9 protein-coding genes are annotated in these 6,878 nt (G+C 55.3%); 7 read left to right on the top strand and 2 right to left on the bottom strand.

The features are described from left to right. Positions 1–622 (bottom strand): tetratricopeptide repeat protein (locus AB4043_RS22010; RefSeq protein WP_442308096.1); only part of this gene is annotated, 622 nt, incomplete at its 3' end. 203 nt (positions 623–825) lie between these two features. Between AB4043_RS22010 and AB4043_RS22015 the strand changes: the two genes are divergently transcribed. The 6 genes from AB4043_RS22015 to AB4043_RS22040 all read left to right on the top strand — a co-directional run bounded on the left by AB4043_RS22015 (position 826) and on the right by AB4043_RS22040 (position 6,038). Beyond that, entirely contained in the window at positions 826–1,884 is a 1,059-nt protein-coding gene (locus AB4043_RS22015; protein ID WP_442308097.1) for a hypothetical protein, read from the top strand. 381 nt (positions 1,885–2,265) lie between these two features. Then, the gene (locus AB4043_RS22020) at positions 2,266–2,919 is read left to right on the top strand and encodes a chromate resistance protein ChrB domain-containing protein (RefSeq protein ID WP_442308098.1); all 654 of its coding nucleotides are present in this window, start codon (positions 2,266–2,268) and stop codon (positions 2,917–2,919) included. Between the two features lie 95 nt (positions 2,920–3,014). Continuing rightward, positions 3,015–3,920 carry a DUF1259 domain-containing protein gene (locus AB4043_RS22025; RefSeq protein WP_442300739.1) on the top strand — a complete coding sequence of 302 codons (906 nt, stop codon included), beginning with the start codon at positions 3,015–3,017 and terminating at the stop codon, positions 3,918–3,920. A gap of 4 nt (positions 3,921–3,924) precedes the next feature. Continuing rightward, positions 3,925–4,461, top strand: coding sequence for a chromate transporter (locus AB4043_RS22030; protein WP_442308099.1), 537 nt, complete (start codon positions 3,925–3,927; stop codon positions 4,459–4,461). Further along, entirely contained in the window at positions 4,437–4,862 is a 426-nt protein-coding gene (locus tag AB4043_RS22035; RefSeq protein WP_442308100.1) for a chromate transporter, read from the top strand. The genes AB4043_RS22030 and AB4043_RS22035 overlap by 25 nt, the downstream gene beginning before the upstream one ends. 174 nt (positions 4,863–5,036) lie before the next feature. After that, positions 5,037–6,038: a YncE family protein gene (locus AB4043_RS22040; RefSeq protein WP_442300737.1), complete on the top strand. Its 1,002-nt coding sequence runs from the start codon at positions 5,037–5,039 to the stop codon at positions 6,036–6,038. A gap of 5 nt (positions 6,039–6,043) precedes the next feature. Here the strand turns inward: AB4043_RS22040 and AB4043_RS22045 are convergent, their stop codons facing one another. Continuing rightward, entirely contained in the window at positions 6,044–6,541 is a 498-nt protein-coding gene (locus tag AB4043_RS22045) for a hypothetical protein (RefSeq protein ID WP_442308101.1), read from the bottom strand. 92 nt (positions 6,542–6,633) lie between these two features. Here AB4043_RS22045 and AB4043_RS22050 point away from each other — a divergent pair. After that, a partial coding sequence (locus tag AB4043_RS22050) for a glycosyltransferase (RefSeq protein ID WP_442308102.1) occupies positions 6,634–6,878 on the top strand: 245 nt, incomplete at its 3' end.

The following is a 6,878-nucleotide window of genomic DNA, read 5'->3' on the forward strand; positions in this document are numbered from 1 at the left end:
CACGAAGAGCCTCCTCGATCCCGACATCCTGAAGATCCAGAGAGACCCGTTTGAGCGGAAGCTCAGGATCAAGCAGAACATTAATCCCGGCGACCTTTCCGACTGTCTGATAGAGCGTCCCTACGCCTTCCGTCATATGAAGCGTAATCCGTTCTTTTGAGAACGGCGCCAGATGAACAGGCGGGCCCGGTCGATCGAGATCCTCCGCCGTAGGACCTCCGGTGGAGGCCCGCTTCCCTGCTTCTTTATCGAGCTGATCTCTCACCTGCACTACCTGTTGCGTGGCCGCCCGATTGCTTGGATCAATCTCCAGTGCACGGAGAAACTCGACCAGTGCCTCCTTGTGATGCCCTTCCGATTCGAGCGCCTCACCGCGGTGGATGTGCTGAATCGCTGCACTGAAACGGACCCGGTCGCGGGCCACCTTATAGCGCAGGTCATCCGGTTTCTTCGCGTATGCGAGGCCATATGCTTTGAGTGCTGTCTCAAAGTCATCTTTCGCTTCGGCCGTCTCGCCTTGTTTGTAGAACGCTTTCGCAGATTGAGCCACCACCGGCCCCGTGATCATCAGGCAGCAACAAACGCCGATCAGCACTAGACGATGCGGAGATACTTCCGACATGAACATCCCTCTCCACACAGATCGCCCTTGCCTCGTACCTCACGAAACTATGAGCACGATTGCTTTCTGACTCGTGTAGTTACTGGCTTTGACGGGTTCCAACACATTTCGTCGTAGGTGCCCTGTCGAAAAATGTCGAGCTGTACGTGGTGGTCGACAAACGTCGTCAAAGTAGTGTGAGACATCACGGAATCACAACGGGAGTGTTCGCACTCGCTGCCTCTTTCTCGCTTAGTCTCTTTGGGCAAGAGGCCGCACAAACTTCATCATCGCTCCGCGACCCTGCCTGTCAGGGCTGTCATAGCTTTCATCTTGAGGGAGATGCTGCGACCATCCTCAAACAAGTTCTGCACGCCTATGGCGTCGATGTTGTGTGGGCACATCCATCGATTCCGCTTCAGCGGTCTATCCGGTTTGATGTGGAGGGGGCTGACCTGTCAACGGCAGGCTATGTCCTCGGCCTGATGACCAACTCTTTCTTTGTACCGATTAACGAACACCTTGCTCTTGTGGTTGCCGATACTCCCGAGAATCGATCAGCCTTTTCGAAGAAAAGCATCGCCACAATTTCCATCAACGATCTAGTCGACAGCAAGGAATCGGAAGTGATCTCTCGTTTGGCCGCTACGGTTTTCGAGCTGCCAGGAGCATCTCTTCATGATGACCTTCTTACCGTCCGTGGAGATCCCGAGATGCTGGACCAGATCTCCAGGACCACAGAGCACCTCTATCGCCCCGCTCCACGCATTCGCCTCGTAATGCGTTCTTACCTCGTTACGTCGACCAATACTCATAAAACCGGCATCGAGCTCCCGACGAAATTCACCCTCTTCAATGTGCTTACGGAAGCCAACAAGCTGATCCAGGACAATGCGTCGGTCGTCGAGGAGATTATTAGCGAAGGCCTCGCCTCTGAAGGTGACGTCCTGACGATTGCATCACTATTGATCGCCGGCGGATATGCCGGCAGCTCGGTGCTGGGAAGCTCTTCTGTCTACTTCGGGGGCGGGCGCACAGCCACTGGAGTTCAATTCGATTCCGCGTCAGTCCAAGCCAGCCTGCAGCGGTCAAAGCTTGAGCGTCTACAGGAGCAGACACTGCTGCTTGCAGATGGAAGTAGCGGGAAGCTCCGCTTCGGGCAGAGATATCCGATTGAAACCTCCAGAACAAGCGTGACAACTTCATCCACGTCCTCAAGCAGCAACACAAGACACGGGCCATTCGCGGTCTGGCGTCCGCTGTGCCAACAGAGTCGAAGCTAGATAAGAGCACCACACAGCTCGTAATCGTGGTGACTCCCTATGTACTCGACGCCAGATCTGACCGCGCCCTTCACTACGTTCAGGATGACAACATTTCTCGGTGAACAGCGCCCCGCTGCGCCCGCTCATGAATCAGCAACGAGTTGACACCTCCTCATCGTCAGTGATAGACCATAACAAATCGACGATATGTTCATATCATCGATATGATGGAATGCATCCGCAATGAGATGCGGGAAAAAATCCATTGCTCTGAAGAGGCAAACGCGGAATCGATATGGCAAAGAAACAAACGCCAAAAGAAGGAAGCTGGCTGCTGCTGATCTTTTATCTGTCTGGGAAAAAAGCGAGCGAGTCGATGACCCTAGCCCGGAAGAGTTAATGCAGAGCTTCCGGAATGAGCGAAACAAAGACTATGAAGCACTGCTCGGAGATATCGAAGAGAGCAGGAGCAAAGGTCAGCTCTCCACAGCACAGCTTGCCCGTCTGAAGCGACGCCTCGAAGAGATTCGAGAGATTGATTTCTTCCAGTCTTCGCTGCAGGGGGATGCGGAAAAGGCGATTGATCTATTGGAGCGGCCACAAACGACGCGCTTGAGCTCAGGAAAACTTTCCGCGACGGACTTCCAATCTAAGACATGGATGACCAGGCCACGTCCAGGCATCGACCGTGTCTCCTCAGCATGGCTCATCAAGCGATTCATTGACCCAAAGGCTCGTTTTATCTTTGGCCCTGATCCGGCGGCACATCCGAAGTCAATTCCATTCGACATGTTTCAGGGACATGGATTCGCGCATGAAGGCGAGCTTTGCACGTTCGAAGTTCTCTGTGTGCGCTTTGGGATTCGTGACAAGGCTGTGCTGCGAATCGGACAAGCCATTCATGATGCGGACTTCGAAGAGCCTAAATTTGGCCGACAGGAAGGCATCGCCATCAACCAGGTCCTCAAGGGATGGGCGAAGCAGGGGCTTTCCGATGAAGAGCTTCTCAGGCGCGGCGCGGACCTGATTGAGGCGATGTACCACGTCACCTAACTCTCCAATGGGAGTTAAGTGGCCACAACCCATTTTGGTCAAGGTGCGCGTGAAAGATTCGCGCAAGACATAAACCAAACCGGAAAGAAGGAGCCATGAAGAAAACCACTCGCAACATCGTCTTCTCTATCGCATGTCTTTGTACTCCGCTCCTGGCGCAGGCTCCGGCCGACCATTGGAAGGCCGTAGATGCAGCGCTGGGAGGTCGCACAGGGCAGATGCAACCGGGTGATGTCTACAAGTACTCGATGCCGCGGCGCGATTTGAAAGTGACCAAGGATGGCACAACGGTCGCCCCCGGCCTCGCATTGGGATCGTGGGCTGCTTTCAAGATGATGGGAAGTGAAGCAATGGTTATGGGAGATCTCGTGCTTACGGAAGATGAGATTGAACCCGTCATGCTCAAGCTGCAGCAGGATGGCATCGAGCAGACCTCCATCCATAACCATCTTCTGGGCGAAACTCCCCATATCGTCTACATGCACATCTCCGGACACGGCGACCCGGTTAAGCTTGCCACCGCACTGAATGCCGCTCTTGCACTGACGAAGACACCGGCGCCCGCACCGGCAAGCCCCGCCTCAGCTTCTGCTCCTACCATCGAGCTAGATACGAAGGCGATTGAGCAATCCATTGGCGTAGCGGGCAAAGTCAGCGGCGGCATACTTCAATTCAGCATTCCGAGGACTGAAAAGATCTCGGACAGCGGCATGGATATTCCTCCAGCAATGGGCACGGCGACTGCGATCAACTTTCAGCCGACCGGCGGAGGCAAAGCCGCGATCTCGGGAGATTTTGTCCTTCTGAAAGAAGAAGTGAACCCCGTGCTGCGGGCACTGCGAACACATGGGATCGAAGTGACCGCGATGCACAATCACATGCTCTTCGATGAACCCCATCTTTACTTCATGCATTTCTGGGCCAATGCCGACGCGGTTACCCTCGCGCAAGGCCTGAAGGCAGCACTCGATCTGACAAACACCCAACGCACAAGGAGATGACCGCATGGCCCCGAGCACGCAAGAACAAAGTACTGAAGTTCAACCGCTTTCAAAGTTCGTTTTGTACTTCTTGCAACTCGGGACCGCAGGTTTTGGGGGGCCGATCGCTCTTGCGGCTCGCATGGAGCGCGATCTGGTCGGCGAGCGTTACGGCATCCAACAGCAAGACTATTTGGAAGGCCTCGCGCTATCTCAGCTTTTGCCTGGACCGTTGGCTGCACAACTGGCGATGTACCTGGGGTTTGTACGCTCCGGATTCATGGGAGCCAGCCTCGTCGGAGTTGCGTTCATCGCTCCTTCGTTCCTGATGGTACTGATAATCTCGCTGCTCTACATCCGGTTCGATGGCTTGCCCTGGATGCAGGCTGCCTTCCATGGAGTCGGCGCTGCTGTGGTCGCGATCATAGTGCGTTCCGTGACAAAGCTGGCGAAAACCACGCTCAAGAAGGAGCGGCTGCTTTGGGTCATCGCCGCGACTCTTGCCGCCACCACTGCCTTCACAGGACGTGAGGCGGTATGGCTGGTCCCCATCACTGGTTGACCGAGCAACAGTTTCTGGATGCGATTGCCGTCGCCATGATTACACCCGGTCCGGTCGTCATTACGGTAGCCTTTATCGGCTATCTCGCCGATGGCCTGGTAGGTGCGATTCTCGCGGCACTCGGAGTATTTCTGCCGGTATATCTGGCGGTGATCCTGTTTGCTCCGATCTACCGGAGGCTATCGGCGAACACGGTTCTACGCTCCTTTGTCAAAGGCGTTACCGCGGCGGCTACAGGCGCCATCGCCGGTGCGATTTTTGTTATCGCACGCCAGTCAGTGACCAGCTATCTCGGAGTAATCATCGCTGCCGCAACCTACGGTGTCCTCTGGAAATGGAAGCTTCCAGAGCCTCTGGTGGTGATCACCGCCGGACTTATCGGAATATTGATCTTTCGCTAGAGCATGTTTCCTGTAGGTGTAGTCCGGGGCTTGTGCGTCTATGGGCGTTTTCCGCAATGAAAACGCCGCTGCACGCGCCTCACGGAATACCCAGCAACAGGAAAAATACTCTAACGCCATGCATCGGGCAAACCCACGGAGGTCATAATGAGAAACACGAACGAGAGAAGAACAATGGTGGCACGTATTACCGGCAGCCTGGCCGTCCTCCTGCTTTCGACCGCCTTTCAAGCCTCCACCGCTCAGACAAATACAAGCGAACTTCTGCGTCTCGAGTCCACTATTCCGATTGCAGATGTCCAGGGCCGTATCGATCATCTTGCGATCGATCTTCAGGGCCGCCGCCTGTTTGTCGCCGCTTTGGGGAATAACTCTCTGGAGGTCATCGATCTTCGAGAGAAGAAGCGGCTTCATACCATCACTGGATTGGCGGAGCCGCAAGGTGTCACCTTCGTTCCCGCAACGAACCGGGTCTTCGTCGCCAACGGCAAAGATGGATCGGTACGGGCATTCGATGCAGCATCCTGGAAGCCGCTCACTTCGATCTCGTATGGAGACGATGCCGACAATCTTCGCTATGACTCAGAGAGCGGCCATATATGGGCCGGTTACGGCTCCGGAGCACTCGGYGAATTTGACCAGAACGGCGCCAAACTCATTGACATTCCGCTTGGCGATCATCCGGAGTCGTTTCAGCTTGAGAAAGATGGATCACGGATCTTCGTCAACCTGCCGCGTTCCCGAAAGATCTCGGTCGTCGATCGCAAATCGAGGTCAGTTCTGAGTTCCTGGGGAACAGGAGGTCCGCTTGCCAACTATCCCATGGCCCTGGATGAGGCGAACCACCGGCTCTTCGTAGTGACGCGGTTTCCAGCACGCTTAATCGTCCTTAATAGCGACCATGGCCAAAGGATTGCGAGCCTCTCCATTGCCGGCGACTGCGACGACGTCTTCCTGGACCAGCGCCGTCAGCGGATTTACGCAATTGGAGGGGATGGTGAGATTTCGGTATTCCATCAGAAAGATCCGGATCATTACGAAGAGCTCGGGCGCGTGAAAACCGTCAGTGGCGCGCGAACGGGGCTCTATTCCCCAGAGCTGGATCGGCTCTATCTCGCCGTCCGCAAGCAAGGATCGCAAGCCGCGGAAATTCGGGTATTCGCTCCAGCCCCCTAGAAGCTCTAATGCCTGGGCAGTTGCACGATCAGTTCCCGGACGTGTTTCCTGAGAGATTCCCGTGCTGCCTCAAAATCAACACTTGCCGGTGGAACATCGTTCCACTGTTCAATCCGGGCTTTCRAACTCACCCGCAGATTGGCTGGTAACGATGTTCCGATCAGGATGATACGGACTGGGGAAGCAATGTCGGATGCACTTACCTTTGCGGGCTGAAAGGTGCTCACATCAATCCCGTCGTGCCCCAGGCCCTGCACAATGGCGGCGGGCACCGTCGTCGAATCAGGAGCACTTCCACGCGCCACTGCGCGGTATRGGAGATTGAACTCGCGGATATTTTGATTGAAGTAAGAGGCCGCCATAAGGCTCTTCACATTCCCGTGTTCGCAGACGAACAGAATCTGACGCTCGGCAGTTTGTTGGGCAAAACATGAGGTGGTGACACAACCGAAGGCAAGTACAAAAGCAGCAATCACAGCCGTCCGCATCCAGGTACGACGCATATGCAACCTCCCTGTTTGATCGTTGCCGATGAGTGTACAACGTTCTACACACAGCCACACCGCGGCAGCTCGCGAGACAATAAATCGAACCGATGATCATTTTTCTTGCTGCTGTCTGCTGCGCCGCCTGGTTGTACTTGCTTGCACTCCATGGCCGTTTCTGGAACTCCGGTCCTGTCTTGCGAGAGGGCAAGATGCTCTCCGCTGATGCGAAGGTCGCGGTGGTTGTGCCGGCTCGCGACGAGGCTGAAAACATCGGTCACAGCCTTAGCTCGCTTCTCGCGCAGGAGTATCCAGGAGAGTTCTCCGTCATCCTCGTCGATGACAACAGTACTGA

This window comes from Terriglobus sp. YAF25 (assembly GCF_052113305.1).
Lineage (GTDB): Bacteria > Acidobacteriota > Terriglobia > Terriglobales > Acidobacteriaceae > Terriglobus.

Bases quoted from the DNA above. Each gene is read 5' to 3' on its own strand.
- AB4043_RS22020 (WP_442308098.1), top strand. From the start codon at position 2,266: ATGCAGAGCTTCCGGAATGAGCGAAACAAAGACTATGAAGCACTGCTC.
- AB4043_RS22035 (WP_442308100.1), top strand. From the start codon at position 4,437: ATGGCTGGTCCCCATCACTGGTTGACCGAGCAACAGTTTCTGGATGCG.
- AB4043_RS22025 (WP_442300739.1), top strand. From the start codon at position 3,015: ATGAAGAAAACCACTCGCAACATCGTCTTCTCTATCGCATGTCTTTGT.
- AB4043_RS22030 (WP_442308099.1), top strand. From the start codon at position 3,925: ATGGCCCCGAGCACGCAAGAACAAAGTACTGAAGTTCAACCGCTTTCA.